Genomic DNA, 20,364 nt, shown 5'->3' on the forward strand with positions numbered 1-20,364 from the left:
TCCTTCCTTTTTGGTGCGCCGTCATCCGCGTCCGAAAACCGGCTCCCACGTTGTGGGTTCTGGTCGCGCTTTGCGATTGACCCGTCGTACGATCCGGCGCCGTCCACTGGCGCGTTGAAGGGCGTTGTCCTCTGGGGCGAACCCCCGACAGGAACCCCCTTACGGGGACCACCAACACCAATGAGCCGCTCCGTTACGCGCGCGCCGTAAGGGAGTCAACACCCCTTGCTTCTTTGGGTCAAAAATACCTGCCGCCGGCAGGCAAACGGGACGGCGGGCGGGGCGTCTTTGGCATCGCCAAAGAGCGCCGGCGCGTCGTCACAGTGCAATCACGCGGCGTCGTGACGCAGGATGGCAGCTTCGGTCGCGGAAACAACCCGACGGGCGTAGGCGCCATAAGCATTTGCATCGGCTTCAATCTCGGGCACCTGCGCAAACAAACGCGCCCGCGCATCCGCATCCAGATGATCGAGCCCCGCACTTGCGGGGTGAAACGTCTCGCTTTCGACCCCGTTGGCAAACACCACCTCATGTTGCGGCAACAGCATGTGAATGTAGTCCAGCTGCCGCATGGACCGATCCACGTAAATCGACTGATCGTTCACCAGATCACGCGCGGTGACCAATACCTCGTCGGTGTTGAACAACGCACGCGCCCGCGCGCCTTTGACCATGACGCGGTGATCAGGGCTGACCAACAGACCCGCGTCCGGCACATCATTGTCCAGTGATCCGGCCCGCAACCGGATCGGGCACAGATGCGGCATCGCATAAAGACGCGCGCCCGTGATCCGGCGCGATCCGGTCCACAACACCTCTTGGCAACCATTATCTTTCGTCTGAACCTTCAACCCTTCGCGGATTGCCTCAACAGGCATCACACCGTCTTCGGTGCGGATCATCGTGCCGGGTGTAAAACAAATGACGCCACCCGCCGGGTCGTCGTTTTGGTCGCGCGACGCCAGTTCAACCGTGTGATTGACGATCCACATATCCGTCATGCGCGGCGGCATTTCCCCCACGAACATACACAATCGCGCCGACGGCGTGGCCCCTTCGATCAGCGTAACTGTCCATGTGTCGCGACCATCGGTGATCGTAAAACTCTGATCCGAGGCTGCGGGCTCAACCTCCACCAAATCCAGACGGTTGGTGTTGATTTCGACGGCCTTCAACAAACGTCGCACCGACAGCGCTGCCCGCTTGCGCAAGTCCGCTTCGCCTTCGGCGTCGCCCAATGGAAGAATATCTGCGGGTCCGTCCACCCGCACCGCTTCGCCCGTCCAGCCCCATGACGTGCCCACCCGCAAGTTTTCAAGCGGAGCGGACCAGAACCCATCGAGTTCCGTCTGTGACCATGAGATGACGAACGTGCCCTTAAAGCCCGTCTTCATGCCCGTTACTGCCTCTGTCTGGCCCCGTCATTTGGCGCGGGGTCCGTTATGCAGACACCCTACAAAGGGCGTTTACGGCAAATCAAGACACTTTAAGGCCGGGCGTTAACTATTTCTTTAGAAGTTGAAATTTAGCTTCAGTGAACCGACGAGTTGCCCTTCGTCCTGGCCCACGAATTCCTTTGAAAGGTACGTCAAACCGTAAAAAAGTGACGTCCCCGCTGCAGATCGCGAATGAAACCCTGCGCGCACGCGCCAGCGTTCATCTGTTGCATCTGTGCCAAAGCTTGCCGGAAAATAGGCACTGTCACCAACGTGCGCATAGTCAGCGCCAAAGACAAAACCGGTCCCGTATTGGCCGCTGTCCACGCCTGCATAAAGCTGCCCGGACGGGCTGTCACGGATCATCAAATCGCCCTCTAGGACACCACCAATCAAGACATCAAACCCCACGCGGATAAGATCCTCGACGCCGTATTGCAGTTCGGCAAACGGGCGCAGGGTCGCGTTGGCGGCCAGTGGCATTGTATAGGCAGCCTCGGCCAAAAGGGTCGGATAGACGGCGTTGCTGACTTGGTTGTCATAGACAATGGCCCCAACGGCGGGCGCGCCCACCAGATTGTGGAACCAATCCTGCGCATCAGCCAATCCAGTCTGCGGTCCCGTCACGACCAGATCAATCCCGGCAGACAGATCCCAGTTTCCTTTGCTGATGTGGCTGTGAAGGCCGGCAGACAAAGCGCCCACATAGGCGCGATCATCCGATCCGGCGCCGTTCAAGGCAGCGGGCGCAATAATTTCCGACCGCAACCGATATTCCAGAAGCGCGCCGAATTCAGTCGGCGCTGTGCCAGACCACGGCGGCCCCTGTACGAGAGAAAACGCATAAGACCCTGTGCGCCAGCGGTCTTCGTTGTCGCCAAAATAATCGTTGGTGAACAAACGTCCAAATCCGATCTGTTCGCGTTCAAACGCGGCAGCGGGGCTGGCAAGGATTACAGCCGCCAGAAGAATGAACAGTTTTCGCATCGTCAAATCCCATGTCTAAGGCAGTCATCTATAGACCGCGCCCTTCTTAGGTGTTGAGTGTTAAGAAACAATTCCGGTCAAATTATGTCATTGTCGCCACGCTTTGATGGCAACAGCGCAGGAAGAGCGCGCGCAATGACTGTGCAATAAACCTTACTAAATTTGTCAGGTTGACAATTCTGACAAAATCACTCAGCTTTACAGTGTCCAGCCAACGCGCCTCATCGCGTGCAAGCCCGACCGAACCTCATTGCCAGAGCCGGACAGCACCATGCCGCATGACCAAACATCAAAGCCCTTTTCTGTGCCAGCACCACGGCGCAAAGGGCGGGCTGAACTTTATGAACAGCTTCCGGTCATGGACGAGGTGACCACAGCCGAAGTGATGGCCCTGTTTGAACAAAAACCGACACAGCAGGAGAATAAAGGATGACCGTTTTGCCCGCCCCCGCTGAGCAAGACATGATGCCCCGGCCACCGGCCTACCGCGCCGAAGACCTCGTGAAAGGTGGCGACACCGCACAGATCATCCTCGGCACTCAAACCTACACCCTGCGCATCACGCGGGCTGGCAAACTGATCCTGACAAAATGACCAACGCCACACACCGACGCGGCGGCGCACCCGTGGGCTATCTGACCGAACTCGATGCTGTTGAGGCGGCATCGGTGATTTACCTGCGGCTTTGGTCCGACGGGCCTGACGCGAAATCGCAGGTCTGGACCGACTTTGCCAATACCTTGGGCGCCGATCAGGGGCGTCGGGCGCTGAAGTCTTTTGATCAACTGTGCAGCCTGTGCGCCCAGCATGGCCGGCGCCCGCTGATGCGGCACGGCATACATTGCAAATGCCTTGGGGCTGATGAAAGTTGCTTTGCCAATTTTATCGCCACGGCGGCCTTGGGTGAACGTGAAGATGCCATGCTGATTGCCACGCTATTGGTACGGGCCGACGTGGCTCCTCTCTTGGCGTCACTGGCCGCGGACGTGGGCTTTGCCTTGAAACGGATGTGTCTTGCCGCCCCGCGCGACATCGCACCCGAGGTCACCCCTCGGACACTTCACTAAAGAGAAAACGTCTTAACACCCTCACGTCAGATTTGGCGATCAAACCCTCACACTTTTGGTGTCGAAAAGTCACCTTTCAATAAGACAAAGCCATCTTACATCACATTCAAGGTCGTTGATACGCCTCGCCCCTACCCTACCCAGCCGGAGCCCTACGCCATGGCCAAAACACCAAGTCCCTGCATCGATGTTTGCAAATTCAAACGGCAAGGTCATTGCATCGGATGTTCCATGACCAAAGCGCAAAAGTCTTTGTTCAAGGGGCTGAAGAAAGACAGCCACCGTGCGGGTTTCGTCGAAATGCTGATGGCCCAACAGGACCAAATGGGTGCCTACAGCGGCTGGCGCATTGCCTACGCTAAAAAGTGCACGAAAAAAGGCGTCGAAGCGCCCTTTCCCGATCCCGGTTGATCCGCAGCTTTAGGCGAGGTGCGCCCGAAGGAACCAAGCAAACTTTTCATGCTCCTGACCGCGTGCGATGCACAAATCCTCGGTCAACGTATCGCCATGCTTGGCTGCGATTTCCCCAGCACCTGCCAAAGTCGCGGCCAGCGTTTCTTGCGCCTCAAGCAGCTTGGCAATCATCTCTCGATCGGTCGCGTGCCCGTCATGTTCGTCAACTTTGGACCGCTTGATCATACCCGCCAATGTGCCCTCGGCATGGACATTCAACGCGCGGATGCGTTCGGCCAGATCATCTTGGGCCACAAAGTGGTCTTCGTACACTTTCTGGAACAGATCATGCAGTGGACCAAAGGACATTCCTTTGACGTTCCAGTGAAAATTCTGGGCCAACATTGTCGCCACGGAGGTTTCGGCCACACACTGGTTGAGCGCCTCGCCGATCTCGGCCTGTGCGTCAGTGCTCAATGCCATTGCAGTTTGTGTCATGGTCGTCTCCGTCATCATCGAATTGCAATAATTTGGCTGGCGTTGGCTGGCTGACCAATAATTTAACCCTAAGACCGGACCTTGCAAGACCTATTTTAGAATTATTCTAATCTTGACAGAAACGCTCGGCAATTGCGTGCACCAAGAACGCGATCTGACGGCGGTAAGGCTTCGCGATGCGCGAGCGCAAAAGAAACTGAAAACTGTCAAAATCCCCTGTGCGGGACGCACTGATCGCACGGATGATCCAGGCCTCATCAAACGTGACATCAACCTCGCCTGAGCGGTAAAATAACGGTCTGCGCCCCAGTGCTTGATGCAGGCCGCGCGTCAAAGCCCGAGCGTGGGCGTCTTGGGCGACCGATCTTTCACCGGACAATAAGGCACAAGCCTGAAACAAGTCCGTCCGCGCAGCAGATCGACAGGCCATCGCAACCATGCGCAAAGCATTCAACGTGCCCCGCTCTGAGCCCGTCAAAACCTGTGCGGGTTGGGGTCGTTTCTTGGCTTCGGCCTTATAACTGTGCAGGGGCAATGACGACATGGTCAACGGGTCCGTGTGCAAAAGGGGTGTTCGATTCGCTCAATCTAATTCCTGAGTATATCTATAAGGTATTAGCGGGAGATGAAAGGTTTGCGCCTGATCCCATCCGCAGATGTCTATCGGCGTTTCAGAATGAAGTCGTGTTTGGCAGCGGCGCTGAGGTGGCCCATATCTTCGTGGTGACGGTGACGGGTAACCTCGGCGCCAGATAGACGGCGGATAGGGTCACGACCACAGCACAGTCGCCCCGTCCGAGTGTATCGGTGGTCTTCCCCATTGCCGGAGACAGAGTGTCACCTCTGGTGGTGGTCTGCAAACGCAGCAAACTGTAAGGGTCAGGCATCGGGTGGAGCCATAAGAACCCGCCACGATGCAGCCCTGATGGCTACACCTTTGCACGCCCCGAAGAGAGGATCAGCGGCGCAGATGCCAACCGCTTTGCGATGCCCTTTTAATATATGCGCCTTTCTGGACGGCAGCACTGCCGCGAGACCGGCTCAGGTGCGGGCCTTTTCAAAATCCGCCCAAAGCGCCTCAAACTCAGCCAAAGTGACGGTGCCGTCGCGGATCGGGCCAAGGACGATCTCTTCGGACGTGAACAAGACATCCAAGGCGGCATTCAGTTTGGGCAAAACCTCAGGCGGGATTGCGACGGCACCATGTCGATCCGCATGGACAAGATCCCCTTCGGAGACCTGCATTCCAAAAACCGTCACCGGTGTTCCGATGTCCCGGACATGGACGAAGCCATGGCTGGGCCCAATTTTGCCAGCCAGCACCGGAAAATCATTCGGCATATCGCCCAGATCCCGCATCACACCATTGGTGACAGCCCCTTGCAGCCCAAAAACCTTGCTGTGGACCTGCGCATGAACCTCACCCCACCATGCGCCGATTGCGGCCTCACCATCCTCATCCTCAACTATCGCCACTGCAGGACGCGGCCCCGCCGCCATCGCACGGAAATATTCCATACGTCGCGCGCGGATCACATCCGTGGGCTCGGACGGAGGAACGCGCCCCGCGATCTTGGCAGTCCGCGCAAAACCGACAATTCGCGCGTCAACGGGACCGGACCACTGCATTGTGGCATGGGTAAAGCCATCAAACCCACGCCTGCCTTGGGCCACTTCGATGGCGTTGCACACGGTGGGCGTGTCGCAGCTGCGCAGGCGCGCAATCAGTGGATCCAGATCAAGCGGCGCGTTCAAGACGGGCCTCCATGTTGTGCAAGGCCACGGCGCAGGCCGCAGGCGATTCCAGCAAGGCGTAATGCCCCAAACGGGTCAGCGGAAAAAACTGCCCCCTGGGGGCCGCGTCCGCCGCTTGGCGGCCCAACTCTGGCGGTGCCATTGTGTCATCCGTCCCCGTCAGGACCAGCACCGGACACTCGGTCTTGGCCAAAACCCCCAACGCGCCAGGACGCGACAGGGCGAGGGCCGTCTGCGCATCGCAGTCAGCCGCTGCCCTCTCTGCCATCCCCAGAACTTTTGCGCGGGCCACATCCGGACGAGCGCCGTTCAAAGGCGGCAACCGTGCGTCCAGTGCTGCCCCACCGCCTTTCATAATCACATCCCACGCCAAAGCACGCCGCCCCTCCGCCTTGGCGGGATCGTCCGCAAGGGGATTGACGCCGAACAGGATGATCCGCGCGGCCTTTAGGCGATCGGCCAGATGCGCGGCCACGATTGCGCCAAGGGAAAAGCCGCAAACGACGGCCCCTTCGCTGCGGGTGCAGACCTCTGCGTAATCTTCAATCGTTGGGCGATCCAGCCGGATGGCATGCCTTTGGTGCAATGGCACGCCTATGGCCTCCAACATCGGTGTAAAAACGTCTTCGGTGCACAAGGTTCCGGGCAGCAGGATCCAGTCACGTTCGATCAGTTCATCAATAGCCATTGGTCGCAGTTCTTTCCAGGCCGGCATCGCCCCGCTCATCTTCTGCGACCAGTTGGGCCACGGCCTCTTTCATCGACCGTGTCAGATGGGCAAAATCATTGCCCGGCGTCACAAGACAGAAGCCCTGTGCGATCCGTTTGTTGGCCTCCTCTGCGCCGCTGCAAAAGATGCCGCAGGGGATGCCACGTTTGGTCGCGGCCTTCAGAACAGCATCGAGGGCGGCCTCCGATTTCGTGCGCGGTACGCTGACGCCGCCATCCAATTCAAACGCCAAATCGTTGGGACCAATGTAGACCATGTCGATGCCAGGCACGTCGAGGATCTCGTCTATCCGCTCAACAGCTTCTGCGGTTTCGATCATCGGTATCGCCATGACCGTCTCATTCGCCTTTGCGACATAGTCTCCCCCCCCATAGAGAAGCCCACGAGACGGCCCAAAGCTCCGGTTCCCTTGAGGGGGATACCGACAGGCGGCGACAAACTCTCGTGTTTCCTCTGGGCTTGAGATCATCGGGCAGATCACACCGTACGCGCCTGCATCCAACAACTGCATGATCTTCGGCGGGTCAAGCGAGGGCACCCGCACCAGAGGCATCGCGGGCGTGGCTGAAATCGCCTGCAGCATGTGTAGCGCCATCGAGAAATCGAGCATCCCGTGCTGCAAATCAACTGTCACAGCATGAGCGCCCGAATGGCCGATCCCTTCGGCCGAATAGCCCGATCCGATTGACAGCCAGCCGTTGATCACGGTTTTGCCGTCGGCCAGCCTCTTGCGAATTGTATTGGCCCGCATCAGCTTGCTCGTCCGTAGGTGGGCAGCAGTGATGCCTTGGCCACGAAGCCCCCCGCATCAAGGCCCTGTCCTGCGTCCAACGCCTCGGCAATGACCTCAGCCTTGAAGGCGGGGCGTTTGCGATGATCCCCCGTGACAACCAAAAGCGCCTCTACGGTGACATCGTCCAGGGCTGTGATCTGGATCTGACGCGACGCGGGCACCGAATAGGTATCCCATGCGTTCACCTCAACCGTCGCACCGCCGCCATCCACGTATTCAATGCACATCCGTCCCTCATGGCCCATGAGCACCATCTTTTCGTCCAACGTAAAGGGTCCGACGGTGCCACCGGCAGGCAAGCGCAACCATTCTGCCGAGAACCCGTGGGGGTTGGTGATGGGCGCTGCATGTTCGCGGTTCTGGGTGATCCCGTGGCCGATGACCGGCGCGAGTTCGGCACCGCGTCCGGGCAGACCACTGTCAATAAAGCCCGGTTTGAAATCGCGTGCGTTCTTGGCCACGATCCGTGACATCATCTCGTCGCGCCCGACCTCACGCAGCGCGGCCACGTCTTCATCAGGCATGGGTGGGATGCGCCCGCTCTCGTCGGGCACCGCATCGCCGCGCGATGTGTCAATCAGGCGGTTGTCGGACGAGATATAAAGGCCATAATCGGCAGCCTCGCGGATAATCTCGGGGTGGAAGATAACGCCGCCTGTGTTGTCGCCCCCAAGGATCGTGAACAGCCAGCCGTCATCGGGACCGGTGTTGGTAAAGCCGCGGAAAATCCACGTGGGCACAGAGACGATATCGCCTGCTGTTCCCTTGATCTCATTCTCGCCGTTCGATCCCCAGCGGAAAGTCCATTCACCGGCCTGCACGATGAACACCTCTGCGGTGAAGTGGATGTGCAGGTTGTTGGTGATCCCGTTGGGCATGGCGGCGGCGCCGATGTTGAACCCATGGGCCTCGGGAAGGTTGATCACTTGATCATCTGACGACGTCACGCCCGGCCCGATGATCGAATAGTTCTCTTTCAAATGGCTGCCCGGTTTTTTGCAGTCGATGAAGGCCACTGTGCAGGACACGTAATCTTCCCGTTTGACGTGCCGTGCCTCCGCCAGGTCCTGTGTCATGATGTCCATGTGCGTTTCTCCCTCGTCGTGTTCAGATCAACCGCTCGCCCGAGGCGCGGTCGAAAAGGTGGAACCTTGCGCCGTCTTTCGGGGCAAGATGGCAATCTGTATTGATGTCTGCCTCAAAGTCGGCGTGGCCGCGCGCACAGACGCTGGTTTTGCCCGCCCGCAGAGTGACCAAAGTGCTGTCGCCGGTCAGCTCTAGGGCATAAAGCTTGCCGGTGAAAGCCGCGCCCCCCGGTGCGATCTCAAGCTCTTCGGGGCGGATGCCCAAGACCACGCCTTCCCGGTCGGGCATGTCGATCGGAACGTCGACGCCCTCGGCGCGGAAAACACCCCCTGACACGGTGCCGTCAATCAGGTTCATCGAAGGCGACCCTATAAAGCCCGCCACAAACAGATCGGCAGGTTCGGCATAAATCTTCTTGGGTGTGTCCAGCTGCACAATCCGACCTTCACGCATAACGGCGACCCGATTTGCCAGGGTCATGGCCTCCATCTGGTCGTGGGTCACATAGACCGTTGTGACACCCAATTCGTGGTGCAGATGCTTGAGTTCCGCCCGCATCGTCACACGCAACTTGGCGTCCAGATTCGACAAAGGCTCATCCATCAGGAAGATCGACGGGGTCCGAACAATCGCGCGGGCCAAGGCGACACGCTGACGCTGACCGCCGGACAGTTCAGACGGGCGGCGTTCCAGCAGGGCATCCAATTCCACCTTGGCTGCGGTTTCTTCTGCCCGTTTGCGACGATCGGCCTTGGCTACTCCACGTAGTTTGAGCGGATATTCGATGTTCTGGCGCACGGTCATATGCGGATACAAACCGTAGTTCTGGAACACCATGGCGATGTCACGATCCTTGGGCGGCTTGTCGTTCACGCGCTCCCCTTTGATCATGATGTCGCCTGCGGTGATGTCTTCGAGCCCCGCGATCATGCGCATCGTCGTGGTCTTGCCACAGCCCGACGGGCCCAGCAGCACCAGAAATTCCCCATCCTCGATGGTCAGGCTTTGTTGCGGCACGGCAAGGAAATTGCCGTATTTCTTTTCAATATCCACAAGACGGACTTCGGCCATATCTTTGGTTCCTTATTTGACCGCGCCGGCCGTCATGCCGCGCGTAAAATGTTTCTGGATGAACAATGCCATGATGAAGATCGGCACGGTGATCATGACGCCCGCTGCGCTCATCAACTCCCACAGGTCGCCCTGTTCGGTGCGGAAGCTGACAAGGCCCACAGGCAGTGTGACCGCGTCCCGTCGCGACAGGATCAGGGCGAACAGAAATTCGTTCCACGTCAGGATGAAACAGAAGATCGACGAGGTCATGATGCCGGGGGCGGCCACGGGCAGGACGATGTCCTTGATCACCCGCAGGCGTGACGCCCCGTCGATCATCGCGGCCTCTTCGCTGTCCGTGGGGATCGCGTCGATGAACCCCTTGATCATCCAGATGACGAAAGGCGTCACGATCGCGAGGTTCACGATGATCAACGCCAGCCGCGTGTCCAGCATGTCCAGCTGACGGAACATCAAAAAGAACGGCAGCACGATGACGACGGCGGGAATAAACTGCGTCGACAGGATCAGGAAGAACAGGAACTTGCGCGCCTTGACCCGAAACCGGCTGAAGGAATAGGCCGCAAGTGTCGCACAGGGCACCGCAATCGCCACCGTGACAGTGGCCACGATCACCGAGTTGAGCACCATCGAACCAAGGTTCCAAGGGTCCGAGAACACAGTGACAAAGTTCTGCAGCGTCGGCTTGAAATTCAGCGACACGGAATAGGCATCGCGGGATTGCTTGAACGCGGTTAGGAACATCCAAACGATCGGGAACAGCACGATAACCGAGACAAGGACGAGCAGCGCACGTTCGCCGAGATATGAAAGTGTTTTTCTCATGCTGTGGCCATTTTCTTTTCAGACAGAAGCATGCGGACATACCAGATTGAGATGACCATCATGATCGCCGTCAGGATCCAGGCGAGCGCTGAGGCATAGCCCATGTCAAACCAGCGGAAGCCCACGTTGAAGATAAAGTAAGCAAGCGTTTCGGTCGATGTACCGGGCCCGCCGCCTGTCAGTGTAACGACCTGATCGAACATCTTGAGGGCAAAGATGGTCTTGAGCACGGCCATGACCGCAATCACGCCCTTCATCTGTGGCAGGATGATCCCGAAAACGATCCGCAGGTTGGATGCCCCGTCGATCCGCGCGGCTTCCTCGGTTTCACGGGGAATCGACGCAAGGCCGCCCAGACACATGAACGTCATGTAGGGCGTCCAATGCCACACATCTGTCAGCACAAGGATCCCCATCGCAAGTTGCGGGTCCGCCAACCACGGCACACCTTCGAGGGCGGGGAAGACTGCGCCCAACCCTTTGGCGAGAACGCCGAATTCGGGATTAAACATAAAGCGATAGCTGACGCCGATCAGCGCGGGGCTCATGGCGAACGGCAGAATAAGCACGATGCGCGTGAAGGTGTGCATCGGCCCCTTGCGGCGCAGCAGCAAGGCCAGCGCCATGGCCAGCACGACCGTCAGAAAAACCGATGTAATGACAAAAATGAATGTCACCCAAAGGGAATTCAGAAATTGTTCCTCGGATGCGGCGTAGACGTAATTCTCCAAGCCGACAAAGCCTTCGGGCCTGCGAGACTGTGTAAGGTCCCAGGCACGGAAGGATGTGAAAAATGAATAGGCCAGCGGGTAAATCGTCGTCGCCAAAACAATGACGAAAGCCGGAATTAGCAGCCAATAGGGAAGCAACCGGTCTTGCACGGGGATACCTCGCTTTGGGAAGGATGGTGGTGAGACGTTTAGAGCCGGGCGGCCAAAGTGTTGTGGAGGGCCGCCCGGCCCATGGGAGACGCGTTAGCGGATCGCCGCGATGTCTTCAGCAGCCGCATCGAGAGCAGCTTTGACGTCGGTTTCCTCACCAGAGGCAAGGCTTGAAATCGCTGTCTCGAGGATCAGCGCAATCCGTGGCCAGTTGTCACCGAACTCGATACCCTCGGCCGTGGCCAGCGCATCGGCAGCTGCCTGATGCATACCACCCCAACGGGCATTGACCTCAGCATCGGTCAGGTTGGACATATGCACTGCCACAACTTCGGACAGCTCAGGGTCCAACAGCACGTCACGCTCCAACGCAGGGTCTGTCAGCCAACCCAGGAACTCCGCAGCCGCGTCCTTGTTGTCAGATCCTTGGGTGACCCCGAAGATCCATGTGTTGGTAAAGGTCGACCGGTCTGCACCAGCGACAGACGGCAAGGACGTGAAACCGACCTGATCTGCTGTCAGCGTGGACTGCTCCGGATCGGTCAGCTGGGAATTCACCCACCACCAGACGGGCAGCATGGCGGAATTGCCTTGCTTAAAGCTGTTGACCGCGTCCTGTTCGACAAACACCGCCGACCCTGCAGGGACGATTTCCTCGGCCAGATAGCCAACATATGTTTCCGTCGCAGCGACACCCGCGTCAGAGTTGAAGGCCGGATTGCCATCTGCATCAAACAGATCGCCGCCATTGCCCCATAGCAGGTTCATCCAGACCATCAGGTTCTGGCCGTTCAGCTTTCCATACGGCAGCGCAATGCCTGCCGCGTCAGAGCTTTCCTGTACCGCTTTGGCGGTCGTGACCATCTCTTCCCATGTGGACGGCGCGGTCAGGCCAGCGGCCTCAAACAAGTCCTTGCGGTAAAACATCAGCTGGACGTGGCCGCGCACAGGCAGGCCGACCAGATCATCACCGATATAGCCGTGACGCATGTGCGCCTGGGGGAAATCACTCAGGTCCGTGCCCTGCGCTGCGATTTCGTCGTTGATCGGCTCCATCAACATCGCCAGCGACGTGACCCACTGGTCCATCACGGACACAACGTCGTAATCCCCACCCGCGACCATTTCTGTGGTCAGCGCTTCTTTCATATTCGGGAACGGGATGTAGTCGTAAACGACGTCGATACCGGTGGCCTCTTCAAACGCCGCGACCCGTGCTTCATGCGCCTCAAACTGGCTGGACTTCACCGCCAGAACGTTGACGGTCTGGCCCTCGAACGGACGCCCTTCCGTGGCTTCCCATGCCAGTGCGCAGGTGGCGAAAAGTGATGCAGCAATCGCAAGGCTGCTCGTAAGATTCTTCATAATTGTCCTCCCTAGTGACCCGTCAATTGATAGGGCCAATGCAAACATTTCGTCAATAAGATTATTGATAATTTTATTCTGGTGAGCGAGACAAGGACGTGATACACCATAAAAATAAGTGATTTGCGGGGGGCCTCATGCCTGAACGTGCGCTCGAAGAAGAGCTCGAAGACGACATTATTTTTGGCCGATATGCGCCCGGCGCCCGAATTATCGAAGACCGGGTGATGGAACATTACAACGCCAAACGGCATGCGGTCCGCGGGGCTTTCGCGGCCCTCGAATCACGCGGGTTGCTTGTCCGGAAGCCGAACAAGGGCGTGGAGGTGGTAGAGTTCACGCCCGATCAGGTCGACGATCTTTATGGCGTCCGAATTATCCTTGAAACCGCGGCGGCCGCGCAAACGCCGCTGCCCTGCCCACCGGACATTCTGCAAAAAATGGAAGACGTCGCAGGCCGTCATAAAGAGGCGATTCTTGCAAAGGATTACCGAACAGTTTTCTGGCTGAACCAAGAGTTTCACGAACTTCAGTTCTCATGTTGCGAAAACGCGCGTCTGGCGCGCCTGATCGCGAACCACGCCCGCGTCGCCCAACCGATCCGCGTGATCAAATACGAGGACGAGGGCCATATGCAAACCATCGTACAGCAGCACTTTGACATCATTGAAGCCATGCGCGGCACGTCATCTGAAAAGCTGGTGAAAGCGGTTCGCGCGCACCTTCCTGCCTCGGCTGAAGCCTATCGGGAAAGCTACGAACGCCGCTTTGGGCGCTTCACGGCCTGATCCATTCGAACCAAGACAGCTGCCACCAGAATTTTCGGAGACCAGATGAGCCTACAACCCAACACGCGCTACAACGTCGCGACCATCGGGCTTGGGTCCATGGGCTATGGAATCGCATCCTCGGCTTTGCGGGCGGGTCACAAGGTTTGGGGGGCCGATGTAAACGAGGATCAAGTCCACGCATTCCGGAAAGAGGGCGGCCAATCCGGTGACTTGATCCAGGTTGCGGACACTTTGGATGCCGTCGCCGTTGTTGTTCTGAATGCCGCCCAGACCGAAGACGTCCTGTTCGGCGCCACCGGCATCGTCCCGCACTTGAGGGCTGGCGCGGTCGTTCTGGCCTGTGCGACGGTCCCGCCGGACTTCGCCAAAGACATGGGCGCGCGCTGTCTGAAGGCCGGCATTCACTATCTGGATGCCCCTATTTCGGGCGGGTCGGCCAAGGCTGCAACCGGCCAGCTTTCGATCATGGCCTCCGGCACGCCCGAAGCTTTCACCGCGGCGCGGCCCCTTCTGGACAGTATCGCCGAGACCGTGTTTGAGCTTGGCAACGAGGCCGGAGCGGGCAGCGCCATGAAGGCTGTCAACCAGCTCTTGGCAGGTGTTCACATCGCGACGATGGCCGAGGCCCTGACCTTTGGCATGACCCAAGGGATCACGCCCGATACGTTTGTTGACGTCATCAGCAAATGTGCTGGCACCAGTTGGATGTTGGAGAACCGCGCGCCCCATATCGTGGCCGGGGATTATACGCCGCACAGCGCGGTGAACATTTGGCCTAAGGATTTGGGTATCGTTTTGGACGTGGCCAAATCAGCGCAGTTCAGCGCACCGGTTACAGCTGCGGCGCTTCAGCAATTCGTTGCAGCGGCGGGCATGGGCCATGGATGGGAAGACGACGCCGCAGTCGCCAAGGTTTATGCACGTAACGCGAAGCTTACGCTGCCAGGAGAAGACATATGACAACGGTTTTAGGGTGCATCGCTGATGATTTCACGGGCGCGACCGATCTTGCCGGACTGCTGGCCCGCAGCGGTGTGCGGGTCAGCTTGCGCATTGGCATCCCGTCCGAGCCACCCACCGACCCCGCCGCGTTTGAAGTCATCGCGCTGAAATCCCGCACGGCCCCGGTGACTGAGGCCGTGGCCGAGACACGGGCCGCCCTCAAATGGTTACAAACGGCGGGGGCCAAACGATTTTTCTGGAAATACTGTTCCACCTTCGACAGCACGCCCGAGGGCAACATCGGCCCTGTCGCCGAGGCCTTGATGGATGATCTGGGCACCGATCAGACGATCTATTGTCCGGCGTTCCCGGAAAACGGGCGTTCAATCTTCATGGGCAATCTGTTTGTAGGCCAACAGCCCCTGTCTGAAAGCCCGATGAAGGACCACCCGCTAACACCGATGCGGGACAGCAACCTGATGCGGCTGTTGGGTCCGCAAGTCACCAAAGCCACCGGTCTGGCCGACCGGCTAACCGTCGCGCAAGGGGCGCAGGCGCTGCGGGCGCGGTTGGACACCCTCAAAGGACAAGGCGTGGCCCATGTGGTGGTGGACGCCGTCGCCAACGAAGACCTTTATGTCATCGCCGACGCATGCCGCGACATGCCACTGATGACAGGCGGCAGTGCGGTCGCCATGCCCCTGCCCGCCTTGTATCTGGCCGATGGCGTCCTATCGGCAGATGCCCCCAAGGCCGTTGCACCGAAGCTTAACGACACAACAATCGTGCTGTCAGGCAGCTGCTCTGCCATGACCAATGCGCAAGTGGCCCACTACAAAGCAACTGGCGCGGCGTCCTATCAATTGGATCCCCTCGCGCTGACCGAAAACGGCCCTGGTCCTGTGCTGGATTGGCTCGCCGCGCAAGATCTGTCGAAAGCCCCGCTGGTCTATGCCACCGCAAACCCCGAAAGCGTGCGCGCCGCACAAGACAAGCTGGGGGTCGCCGCCGCTGGTGAACTGATCGAGGCGACGCTGTCGGCCTGCGCCGTGGCCGCGCGCGACGCAGGCGCGCGCCGGATCATTGTGGCAGGCGGCGAAACGTCGGGGGCCGTCACCAAGACCCTTGGTGTGACACAGCTCAACATTGGGGCAGAAATTGCGCCTGGCGTGCCATGGACCTACTGTCAGTCAGGCGGACTTGATATCGCACTCACCCTGAAATCCGGCAACTTCGGGTCCGAAACCTTCTTTACCGACGCACAAGCGAAACTTTCCACATGACGACTGAAACCCAACTGCGCGAACAGATCTGCCTTCTGGCCAAATCCATGTTCGACCGTGGACTGACAGGGGGCAGCACCGGCAACATCTCTGCCCGCACGGAGGATGGCGGGCTTCTGGTGTCCCCCACCGGCACCAGTTTCGGACGACTTGACCCAGGGCGCCTGTCGCGGTTCGACGCGCAAGGCCATCTGATCAGCGGCGACAAGCCGACCAAGGAAATGCCCCTGCACGCCGCCTTTTATGACACGCGCAGCACCGCGGGTGCCGTTGTGCACCTTCATTCATGCCACTCGGTTGCGCTGTCAATGATGCCGGACGTTGACGAAGACAACTTCCTGCCGCCTCTCACACCCTATGGGATCATGAAGCTGGGGCGCGTGAAACTGTTGCCCTTCTTCCTGCCCGGTGATCCTGAAATGGGCAAGGCCGTGCGCGGGCTGGCAGGGAAGCGTAGCGCGGTCATGCTGGCCAATCACGGCCCCGTGGTGGCCGGAAAGGACATCGAGGCCGCATGCAACGCCATTGAAGAACTGGAAGACACCGCACGCCTTGCCATGATGACCCGCGGGATGAACCCGCGCGGCCTGACCGAACCGCAAGTGCAGGCCCTGATCACCAAATTTGATGTGGAGTGGGACGCATGAAATTCTCTGCCAATCTTGGTTTTCTATGGACCGACCGCCCCCTCCCTGATGCCATTCGTGCCGCAAAGGCCGCTGGGTTTGACGCGGTGGAATGCCATTGGCCCTATGAGGTGCCAGCGGACACAGTTAAGGCCGCACTGGCCGAAACCGGACTGCAGATGCTGGGGCTCAACACCCGCCGCGGAAACGTTTCGGCAGGCGACAACGGGCTTGCCGCTCTTCCCGGACGCGAGGCAGAGGCCCGGGCGGCCATCGACGAAGCCATCGCCTATGCGACCGTCATCGGCACGCCCAATGTTCATGTCATGGCTGGGTTCGCCATCGGCGAGGCGGCGCATCAAACGTTTGTCGCAAACCTGCAATATGCCTGCGATATGGCGGCGTCTTCGGGTCTCACCATCCTGATCGAACCCCTCAATAAATACGACGCGCCTGGGTATTTCCTGCTTACGACGGATCAGGCCTTGCGCATCCTTGAGGAGGTTGCGGCCCCCAATCTGAAGCTCATGTTCGACTGCTACCATGTCCAACTGATGGAGGGCGATCTGACCCATCGGATCAAAGATCTGCTGCCCCACATCGGCCATATCCAATTCGCGTCAGTTCCAGATCGCGGCCCTCCGGATCACGGTGAAATCAACTACGATCATGTTTTTGGTGTTATAGCGGGCCTCGGATACGACGCGCCGATCGGGGCGGAGTACAGGCCCACCAGTGAAACAGCACATTCGCTGGACTGGCTTAAGGCACAAATATCCGGGTAGCATTTTCTAAAGAAAAGACCACTGAAGACGTAGCCCTCAGCGGCCTTTTGATTTGTGCCAAAGGGTCAAAAAACAACCCTCAAAGGTTAGGTTCTATGTGTCTGCACAACGTCAAGCAACGACTCTGTCCCTATCCGCATTTGGAATAGCCGCAGTCGGAACAGGTCATGCATCCTTCGACCATCCGCATGGTGTATTGGCCACAGCTGGAACAGGCTTTGCCCTTTGGCGCCATGGCAACCACATCGGCTTGGGGGTCTGATTTCAGCCCCATGCCTTCGCCCGCCAGAAAGCCTGTCGCGACCATGTGCTTTTCGATCACGCCACCGATCGCCGCCAAAATCGACGGCACGTATTTGCCCTGAATCCACGCGCCGCCCCGCGGGTCGAACACCGCTTTGAGTTCTTCAACCACGAACGACACATCGCCACCGCGCCGGAACACAGCGGAAATCATCCGCGTCAGGGCCACGGTCCAGGCAAAATGTTCCATGTTCTTGGAATTGATAAACACCTCAAACGGGCGCCGTTGACCTTGGTGGATGATATCGTTCACGGTGATGTAGATCGCATGTTCGCTGTCCGGCCACTTCAACTTATAGGTCTGGCCCTCAAGATCTTCGGGACGATCCAGCGGCTCGGTCATGTAGATGACGTCGCCCGCGTTCTGGTCGGCCACCACCTCGGCCACGGCCTCCTCCGCCTGGGCGGCGTCCTCGGATTTGGCAGGCTCCACGCTCAGGACCGATCCAGTAATATCGTTGGGGCGATAGGTGGTGCAGCCTTTGCACCCGGTGTCCCATGCCTCCATGTACACCTCTTTGAAGCTGTCAAAACTGATGTCTTCGGGGACGTTGATCGTCTTGGAGATTGAACTGTCGACCCATTTTTGCGCCGCCGCCTGCATGCGCACGTGATCCATGGCGGGCAAGGTTTGGGCGTTGACGAAGTAATCGGGCAGGTCTGCGTCGCCCATTTTGTCGCGCCACATCTTTACGGCGTAGTCCACGACTTCTTCCTCGGTCCGTGTGCCATCCTTCTGCAGGACTTTGCGGGTATAGGCATAGGCGAAGACGGGTTCGATCCCGGATGAGACGTTGCCCGCATAAAGGCTGATCGTGCCCGTGGGCGCCACAGAGGTCAGCAACGCATTGCGGATGCCGTTTTCAGCGATCAACGCCTGCACCTCCGCATCGAGAGCCTGCACATTGGGCGAGGCTGAATATTTGTCCGCGTCATACAGCGGGAACGCGCCCTTTTCGGCGGCCAGTTCAGCCGACGCGCGGTACGAGGCGTTGGCAATCAGCTGCATCCAGTCCTCGGTCTGCGCTGCAGCCTCCTCGGAGCCATACCGCAGGCCCACCATCAACAAGGCATCGGCGAGGCCTGTCACGCCCAGCCCGATACGACGTTTGGCAGCGGCTTCTTGCGCCTGAGCGTCCAGCGGGAAGTTGGATGCATCCACGACGTTGTCCATCATTCGCACAGCCGTGGCCACCAAATCGCCCAGCGCATCTTCATCAATCTCGGCCTTGGCTTCGAAAGGATTGGCCACCAAACGCGCAAGGTTGATTGAGCCCAGCAAGCAGGCGCCATAGGGCGGCAAGGGCTGTTCGCCGCACGGGTTTGTGGCGGCGATGGTTTCGCAATAGTTAAGGTTGTTGGTGGCATTGATGCGGTCGATGAAAATCACACCCGGTTCGGCATAATCATAGGTCGACTGCATGATCTGATCCCACAGATCGCGGGCCTGCACGGTTTTGACGGTCTCACCCTCCCACACCAGATCCCAGGTGCTGTCCGCCTTCACGGCCTCCATGAAGGGATCCGTCACCAGGACGGACATGTTGAACATGCGCAGGCGGGCGGGGTCGGATTTCGCGGTGATGAAATCCTCAACATCAGGGTGATCGCAACGCATGGTGGCCATCATTGCCCCGCGACGCGATCCTGCGGACATGATCGTCCGGCACATCGCGTCCCAGACATCCATGAAAGACAAAGGGCCAGAGGCGTCCGCAGCCACACCTTTGACGATCGCACCCTTGGGCCGGATCGTAGAGAAATCATAACCGATGCCGCCACCCTGCTGCATTGTCAGCGCGGCCTCTTTAAGGCCATCGAAAATGCCCACCATCGTGTCAGGGATCGTGCCCATGACGAAACAGTTGAACAGGGTTACACTGCGGTCCGTGCCGGCCCCTGCGGTGATGCGGCCTGCGGGCAGATATTTAAAATCCTCGAGCGCTGCGTAGAACTTCGGTTCCCACTTGGCCGGGTCTTTTTCGACGGAGGCCAGCGATTTGGCGATACGTGACCATGTGTCCTCTACGGATTGGTCGATGGCCGTCCCATCTGCCTCCTTTAGGCGATATTTCATGTCCCAAATTTGTTCGGCGATCGGGGCGGCAAAGCGGGTCATGGAAGAACCTCTGTATTTGATGGCAGAATCGATGGTGGACGATTAACCTACCAGATGTGGTGTGTAAGCGAAACGAATTGCGAAGATAGTGTGGAGACTTAGATGACCAAGACCCTACATCTGCAAAAATTATCTGTCGGGACTGAGACCGTAGCAGACCTTGCTGCGTGGCAAAACACCAAACGCGCGCAAGCCCCGGATGGATTGCCGCGACATATTACCCGGATGTGGCCCAAACGCACCGATGAGGTTTTGGCCGGTGGGTCGATGTACTGGGTCATCAAAGGGTCCATTTTGTGTCGTCAACGCATCAACCGATTTAACGAATACGACAGTGCAGACGGTGTGCGACGCTGTGCCGTGGTGTTGGAGCCTGAGTTGATCCGTGTCGTACCGACGCTCAAACGGCCCTTTCAAGGATGGCGCTATCTGAAGGCCGAGGATGCGCCAATGGACCTGCCGAAAGGGCGCGAGGCAGAGGAGCCACTGCCTGCCACATTGAACGCAGCGCTGGCAGAAATTGGGGTTCTCTAGCGCCTGCGGCGGGCGGGAGGCCAAAATTCTGCGAATTTTGGCTACAGATTTTTATTCAAAAATCTGGCCCTGCGGGGCAGGTATTTTTGAC

The 20,364-nt window shown here is 58.7% G+C and carries 22 protein-coding genes; 10 read left to right on the forward strand and 12 right to left on the reverse strand.

Annotated features, from left to right (window positions below):
* Positions 1–329 precede the first annotated feature (329 nt).
* Both PSJ8397_RS13100 and PSJ8397_RS13105 read right to left on the reverse strand, forming a co-directional pair.
* Positions 330–1,394, reverse strand: coding sequence for a Hint domain-containing protein (locus PSJ8397_RS13100; protein WP_085865061.1), 1,065 nt, complete (start codon positions 1,392–1,394; stop codon positions 330–332).
* A gap of 117 nt (positions 1,395–1,511) precedes the next feature.
* Positions 1,512–2,423, reverse strand: a complete 912-nt coding sequence (locus tag PSJ8397_RS13105; RefSeq protein WP_085865062.1) for a lipid A-modifier LpxR family protein — start codon at positions 2,421–2,423, stop codon at positions 1,512–1,514.
* A gap of 271 nt (positions 2,424–2,694) precedes the next feature.
* Between PSJ8397_RS13105 and PSJ8397_RS17055 the strand changes: the two genes are divergently transcribed.
* The 4 genes from PSJ8397_RS17055 to PSJ8397_RS13120 all read left to right on the forward strand — a co-directional run bounded on the left by PSJ8397_RS17055 (position 2,695) and on the right by PSJ8397_RS13120 (position 3,901).
* A complete protein-coding gene (locus tag PSJ8397_RS17055) occupies positions 2,695–2,856 on the forward strand; it encodes a hypothetical protein (protein ID WP_159453148.1) in 162 nt (53 codons plus the stop codon).
* A gap of 29 nt (positions 2,857–2,885) precedes the next feature.
* Complete coding sequence (gene hemP, locus PSJ8397_RS13110; RefSeq protein WP_235000761.1) at positions 2,886–3,017, forward strand: hemin uptake protein HemP; 132 nt, start codon at positions 2,886–2,888, stop codon at positions 3,015–3,017.
* Complete coding sequence (locus tag PSJ8397_RS13115; protein ID WP_085865064.1) at positions 3,014–3,490, forward strand: hypothetical protein; 477 nt, start codon at positions 3,014–3,016, stop codon at positions 3,488–3,490. Before hemP ends, PSJ8397_RS13115 begins: the two co-directional genes overlap by 4 nt.
* 159 nt (positions 3,491–3,649) lie before the next feature.
* The gene (locus tag PSJ8397_RS13120) at positions 3,650–3,901 is read left to right on the forward strand and encodes a DUF1289 domain-containing protein (protein ID WP_085865065.1); all 252 of its coding nucleotides are present in this window, start codon (positions 3,650–3,652) and stop codon (positions 3,899–3,901) included.
* A gap of 9 nt (positions 3,902–3,910) precedes the next feature.
* On the opposite strand, the gene PSJ8397_RS13125 is transcribed toward PSJ8397_RS13120, so the two are convergent.
* The 9 genes from PSJ8397_RS13125 to PSJ8397_RS13175 form a co-directional block, all read right to left on the reverse strand.
* On the reverse strand, positions 3,911–4,381 hold the full coding sequence (locus PSJ8397_RS13125) for a Dps family protein (RefSeq protein ID WP_085865066.1): 471 nt from the start codon (positions 4,379–4,381) through the stop codon (positions 3,911–3,913).
* A gap of 1,041 nt (positions 4,382–5,422) precedes the next feature.
* Positions 5,423–6,136: an RraA family protein gene (locus PSJ8397_RS13140; protein ID WP_407691749.1), complete on the reverse strand. Its 714-nt coding sequence runs from the start codon at positions 6,134–6,136 to the stop codon at positions 5,423–5,425.
* On the reverse strand, positions 6,120–6,824 hold the full coding sequence (locus tag PSJ8397_RS13145) for an alpha/beta fold hydrolase (RefSeq protein WP_085865068.1): 705 nt from the start codon (positions 6,822–6,824) through the stop codon (positions 6,120–6,122). The genes PSJ8397_RS13140 and PSJ8397_RS13145 overlap by 17 nt, the downstream gene beginning before the upstream one ends.
* Complete coding sequence (locus tag PSJ8397_RS13150; protein ID WP_085865069.1) at positions 6,814–7,617, reverse strand: HpcH/HpaI aldolase family protein; 804 nt, start codon at positions 7,615–7,617, stop codon at positions 6,814–6,816. The genes PSJ8397_RS13145 and PSJ8397_RS13150 overlap by 11 nt, the downstream gene beginning before the upstream one ends.
* Complete coding sequence (locus tag PSJ8397_RS13155) at positions 7,617–8,735, reverse strand: cupin domain-containing protein (RefSeq protein WP_159453149.1); 1,119 nt, start codon at positions 8,733–8,735, stop codon at positions 7,617–7,619. Before PSJ8397_RS13155 ends, PSJ8397_RS13150 begins: the two co-directional genes overlap by 1 nt.
* Before the next feature lie 31 nt (positions 8,736–8,766).
* Positions 8,767–9,816 carry an ABC transporter ATP-binding protein gene (locus PSJ8397_RS13160; protein ID WP_085865071.1) on the reverse strand — a complete coding sequence of 350 codons (1,050 nt, stop codon included), beginning with the start codon at positions 9,814–9,816 and terminating at the stop codon, positions 8,767–8,769.
* A 12-nt stretch (positions 9,817–9,828) separates the two neighbouring features.
* Positions 9,829–10,644 (reverse strand): carbohydrate ABC transporter permease, encoded by an 816-nt coding sequence (locus PSJ8397_RS13165; RefSeq protein ID WP_085865072.1) that lies wholly within the window; start codon positions 10,642–10,644, stop codon positions 9,829–9,831.
* Positions 10,641–11,525 (reverse strand): carbohydrate ABC transporter permease, encoded by an 885-nt coding sequence (locus PSJ8397_RS13170; RefSeq protein ID WP_085865073.1) that lies wholly within the window; start codon positions 11,523–11,525, stop codon positions 10,641–10,643. The genes PSJ8397_RS13165 and PSJ8397_RS13170 overlap by 4 nt, the downstream gene beginning before the upstream one ends.
* Before the next feature lie 93 nt (positions 11,526–11,618).
* Complete coding sequence (locus tag PSJ8397_RS13175) at positions 11,619–12,890, reverse strand: ABC transporter substrate-binding protein (protein WP_159453150.1); 1,272 nt, start codon at positions 12,888–12,890, stop codon at positions 11,619–11,621.
* A gap of 137 nt (positions 12,891–13,027) precedes the next feature.
* On the opposite strand from PSJ8397_RS13175, the gene PSJ8397_RS13180 reads away from it, so the two are divergent.
* The 5 genes from PSJ8397_RS13180 to PSJ8397_RS13200 are packed head-to-tail and all read left to right on the forward strand — an operon-like array spanning position 13,028 to position 17,317.
* A complete protein-coding gene (locus tag PSJ8397_RS13180; RefSeq protein WP_085865075.1) occupies positions 13,028–13,678 on the forward strand; it encodes a GntR family transcriptional regulator in 651 nt (216 codons plus the stop codon).
* A gap of 45 nt (positions 13,679–13,723) precedes the next feature.
* The gene (ltnD, locus tag PSJ8397_RS13185) at positions 13,724–14,641 is read left to right on the forward strand and encodes an L-threonate dehydrogenase (protein WP_085865076.1); all 918 of its coding nucleotides are present in this window, start codon (positions 13,724–13,726) and stop codon (positions 14,639–14,641) included.
* Positions 14,638–15,906, forward strand: a complete 1,269-nt coding sequence (gene otnK, locus PSJ8397_RS13190) for a 3-oxo-tetronate kinase (RefSeq protein WP_085865077.1) — start codon at positions 14,638–14,640, stop codon at positions 15,904–15,906. The genes ltnD and otnK overlap by 4 nt, the downstream gene beginning before the upstream one ends.
* Positions 15,903–16,553, forward strand: a complete 651-nt coding sequence (otnC, locus tag PSJ8397_RS13195) for a 3-oxo-tetronate 4-phosphate decarboxylase (protein ID WP_085865078.1) — start codon at positions 15,903–15,905, stop codon at positions 16,551–16,553. Before otnK ends, otnC begins: the two co-directional genes overlap by 4 nt.
* Positions 16,550–17,317, forward strand: coding sequence for a hydroxypyruvate isomerase family protein (locus tag PSJ8397_RS13200; protein WP_085865079.1), 768 nt, complete (start codon positions 16,550–16,552; stop codon positions 17,315–17,317). The genes otnC and PSJ8397_RS13200 overlap by 4 nt, the downstream gene beginning before the upstream one ends.
* 130 nt (positions 17,318–17,447) lie before the next feature.
* Here the strand turns inward: PSJ8397_RS13200 and PSJ8397_RS13205 are convergent, their stop codons facing one another.
* On the reverse strand, positions 17,448–19,739 hold the full coding sequence (locus PSJ8397_RS13205; protein WP_085865080.1) for an adenosylcobalamin-dependent ribonucleoside-diphosphate reductase: 2,292 nt from the start codon (positions 19,737–19,739) through the stop codon (positions 17,448–17,450).
* A gap of 102 nt (positions 19,740–19,841) precedes the next feature.
* Between PSJ8397_RS13205 and PSJ8397_RS13210 the strand changes: the two genes are divergently transcribed.
* Complete coding sequence (locus PSJ8397_RS13210) at positions 19,842–20,273, forward strand: DUF1489 family protein (RefSeq protein WP_085865081.1); 432 nt, start codon at positions 19,842–19,844, stop codon at positions 20,271–20,273.
* Positions 20,274–20,364 lie beyond the last annotated feature (91 nt).

This window comes from Pseudooctadecabacter jejudonensis (genome assembly GCF_900172275.1).
Taxonomy (GTDB): Bacteria; Pseudomonadota; Alphaproteobacteria; order Rhodobacterales; family Rhodobacteraceae; genus Octadecabacter; species Octadecabacter jejudonensis.

Coding starts and splice junctions, on each gene's coding strand:
- PSJ8397_RS13210 (WP_085865081.1), top strand. CDS start 19,842: ATGACCAAGACCCTACATCTGCAAAAATTATCTGTCGGGACTGAGACC.
- PSJ8397_RS13145 (WP_085865068.1), bottom strand. CDS start 6,824: ATGGCTATTGATGAACTGATCGAACGTGACTGGATCCTGCTGCCCGGA.
- PSJ8397_RS13150 (WP_085865069.1), bottom strand. CDS start 7,617: ATGCGGGCCAATACAATTCGCAAGAGGCTGGCCGACGGCAAAACCGTG.
- PSJ8397_RS13160 (WP_085865071.1), bottom strand. CDS start 9,816: ATGGCCGAAGTCCGTCTTGTGGATATTGAAAAGAAATACGGCAATTTC.
- PSJ8397_RS13165 (WP_085865072.1), bottom strand. CDS start 10,644: ATGAGAAAAACACTTTCATATCTCGGCGAACGTGCGCTGCTCGTCCTT.
- PSJ8397_RS13125 (WP_085865066.1), bottom strand. CDS start 4,381: ATGACACAAACTGCAATGGCATTGAGCACTGACGCACAGGCCGAGATC.
- PSJ8397_RS13175 (WP_159453150.1), bottom strand. CDS start 12,890: ATGAAGAATCTTACGAGCAGCCTTGCGATTGCTGCATCACTTTTCGCC.
- PSJ8397_RS13100 (WP_085865061.1), bottom strand. CDS start 1,394: ATGAAGACGGGCTTTAAGGGCACGTTCGTCATCTCATGGTCACAGACG.
- PSJ8397_RS13120 (WP_085865065.1), top strand. CDS start 3,650: ATGGCCAAAACACCAAGTCCCTGCATCGATGTTTGCAAATTCAAACGG.
- PSJ8397_RS13155 (WP_159453149.1), bottom strand. CDS start 8,735: ATGACACAGGACCTGGCGGAGGCACGGCACGTCAAACGGGAAGATTAC.
- otnK (WP_085865077.1), top strand. CDS start 14,638: ATGACAACGGTTTTAGGGTGCATCGCTGATGATTTCACGGGCGCGACC.
- PSJ8397_RS13105 (WP_085865062.1), bottom strand. CDS start 2,423: ATGCGAAAACTGTTCATTCTTCTGGCGGCTGTAATCCTTGCCAGCCCC.
- PSJ8397_RS13205 (WP_085865080.1), bottom strand. CDS start 19,739: ATGACCCGCTTTGCCGCCCCGATCGCCGAACAAATTTGGGACATGAAA.
- PSJ8397_RS13180 (WP_085865075.1), top strand. CDS start 13,028: ATGCCTGAACGTGCGCTCGAAGAAGAGCTCGAAGACGACATTATTTTT.
- hemP (WP_235000761.1), top strand. CDS start 2,886: ATGATGCCCCGGCCACCGGCCTACCGCGCCGAAGACCTCGTGAAAGGT.
- PSJ8397_RS13200 (WP_085865079.1), top strand. CDS start 16,550: ATGAAATTCTCTGCCAATCTTGGTTTTCTATGGACCGACCGCCCCCTC.
- otnC (WP_085865078.1), top strand. CDS start 15,903: ATGACGACTGAAACCCAACTGCGCGAACAGATCTGCCTTCTGGCCAAA.
- PSJ8397_RS13115 (WP_085865064.1), top strand. CDS start 3,014: ATGACCAACGCCACACACCGACGCGGCGGCGCACCCGTGGGCTATCTG.
- PSJ8397_RS17055 (WP_159453148.1), top strand. CDS start 2,695: ATGCCGCATGACCAAACATCAAAGCCCTTTTCTGTGCCAGCACCACGG.
- ltnD (WP_085865076.1), top strand. CDS start 13,724: ATGAGCCTACAACCCAACACGCGCTACAACGTCGCGACCATCGGGCTT.